Origin of the sequence: Streptomyces cinereospinus, from assembly GCF_042430725.1 — a bacterium.
GTDB classification, from domain to species: Bacteria; Actinomycetota; Actinomycetes; order Streptomycetales; family Streptomycetaceae; genus Streptomyces; species Streptomyces cinereospinus.
The window spans coordinates 1-2508 of sequence record NZ_JBHMCY010000156.1 but is presented as its reverse complement, the minus strand read 5'-3'; the positions used below and the strand labels follow the sequence as shown (position 1 = coordinate 2508).

At 74.0% G+C, this 2508-nt stretch carries 1 protein-coding gene; it reads right to left on the bottom strand.

Annotation, left to right across the window (positions count from 1 at the left end; all coding sequences use genetic code 11):
- Positions 1-2508, bottom strand: a 2508-nt coding sequence (locus tag ACFF45_RS35205; RefSeq protein WP_381351108.1) for an acyltransferase domain-containing protein, incomplete at both ends; no start/stop codon positions are given.

The window sequence follows — 2508 nt, the reverse complement described above, 5'->3', positions numbered from 1 at the left end:
CCGCGGCCCCCGCCACATCACCGCAAGCCGTCACCACCACCACGACACCCTCACCGGCAAGCTCGTCACGCAACCGGCTCAGAACAGCGGTCACGATCCGCTCCGCGCCCTCACCACCAGCCACCCGCACCACCACCGGCTCCGGGCTGTCACCACCCTGGTGGTCGTCGGCGGACGGCATCGGCTCCCACTCCACGCGGTGGAGCAGGTCGCCCGACGTGGTCACCGACCGCCAGTCGAGCGGACGCAGGACGACGGAGCGCGCGGACAGGACCGGTGCGTCCTGGAAGTCCGTCGCCGTGAGCGTGATGCGGTCGGCTGTCTCGCGACGGAGCCGTACCCGAAGGCGGTCCGCTCCCCGGGCGTGCACGGTGACCTCGCCGAAGGCGAAGGGCACCGCGCCCTGGGCCTGTTCGCCCAGCGCGCCGAGCGCGACAGGGTGCAGGGCCGCGTCCAGCAGGGCCGGGTGCACGAGGAAGCGGCCGGCTTCGGCGGCTTCGGTCTCGTCCAGTTCGACCTCGGCGTACGCCTCGTCGCCCCGCTGCCACAGTGCGCGCAGTCCCTGGAACGCCGAGCCGTAGTCGTAGCCGTGTGTCGCCAGCGTGCCGTACGGGTCCGTGTGCTCGACGGGGCGGGCGCCGGGCGGCGGCCACGCCGTGCCGAGGCGTGCGGCCGCTGGGAGGTCCGAGGTCAGGTAGCCCACCGCGTGCTTGGTCCAGATCGCCTCCGGGTCGGCGGCGGGCCGCGAGTGGATGGTCAGCGGCCTGCGCCCGTCGGAGTCGTACGCGCCCACCTCTGCCTGGATGTGGTGCCCGCCGTTCTCGGAGATCCGCAGGGGGGCGAGGACCGTCAGGTCGTCGACGTGGGAGCAGCCGACCGCGTCGGCGGCCTGAAGGGCGAGTTCCAGGAAGGCCGTGCCCGGGAGGAGGGGAGTGCCCGCGAGGGCGTGGTCCGCCAGCCAGGGATGGGTGCGCAGCGACAGCAGACCGCTGAGCAGCAGCCCCTCCCCCTCGGCCCGGGCGACCAGCACCCCCAGGAGCGGGTGGTCCGAGGACGTGAGACCGGTGGCGGTCAGGTCGGCGCCCGTGGCCACCGGATCGAGCCAGTACGGCTCGCGCTGGAAGGGGTACGTGGGCAACTGCACCGTCTGCCGCGGGCGCGCGGCGAACAGGGTCGGCCAGGAGACGTCGAGCCCGCGCACGTACGCCTGCGCCAGCGCGGCGAGGAAGCGGTCCGGGCCGCCCTCGTCCCGGCGCAGGGTGCCGAAGGCGAAGGCCTCCTGGACACCGCTGTCGGCGAGGCTCTCGTCGAGCGCGACCGTGAGCACCGGGTGGGCGCTGACCTCGATGAAGGCGCGGTGTCCGGAGTCGAGCAGGGCACGGGTGACCTGGTCGAGGCGGACGGGCCGGCGCAGGTTCTCGTACCAGTAGGCGCCGTCGAGGTCGGTTGTGTCCCGTTGCGCACCGGTGACGGCCGAATAGAACGGCACGGACGCCGGGCGCGGCCGGACGGGGGCCAGCAGTGCGGCGAGCCGGTCTCGGATGGCCTCGACGTGGGGCGAGTGCGACGCGTAGTCCACCGGGACCCTGCGGGTGCGGACCCCCGACTCGGCGCAGTCGGCCTGGAGTGCGTCGAGCGCCTGCGGGTCGCCGGAGACCACGACGGAGGCCGGGCTGTTCACCGCGGCGACCGTGAGCCGCCCTTCCCAGCGCCGGATGCGCTCCTCGGCCTGGTCGACCGGCTCGGCGACCGACACCATGCCACCCGTTCCCGCCAGCTCGGCCAGCGCCTGGCTGCGCAGTGCGACCACCCGGGCCGCGTCCGACAGGGTGAGGGCCCCCGCGACGCAGGCCGCGGCGATCTCGCCCTGCGAGTGTCCCGCCACGGCGTCGGGGCGGACGCCGTAGGACTCCCAGAGTGCGGCGAGCGACACCATGACGGCGAAGAGGACCGGCTGGACGACGTCGACCCGGTCGAGGCCGGGAGCGCCCGGCTCGCCCTTCAGCACGTCGAGCAGTGACCAGTCGGTGAACTCGGCCAGCGCGACCGCGCACTCGTGCATGCGCTCGCGGAAGACCTCCGAACTCTCCAGCAGCCGCAGTGCCATGCCCACCCACTGCGAGCCTTGTCCGGGGAAGACGAAGACCGTGCCGGGGGAGCCACCGGCCGTCCCCGTGACGGTGGTCGCCCGGTCGGGATCGCCGTCGCGCAGTGCCCGGAGGGAGGCGAGGAGCGTCTCACGGTCGTCGGCGAGGACGACGGCCCGGTCGTCGAGCGGGGCGCGGGTGGTGGTGAGTGCGTGGGCGAGGGAGTAGAGGTCGGTGTCCGGCTTGTGGACCAGGTGCGCGTGGACGCGTTCGGCGAGCCGCTCCAGCGCCCGCGGTCCCTGCGCGGACAGTACGACGGGAAGCGTCCCCGGCGAGCCCTCCGGCTCCTCCTCCCCCGCAGGCTGCTCCGCCGGGGGTTCTTCGAGGATGACGTGGGCGTTGGTGCCGCTGATCCCGAACG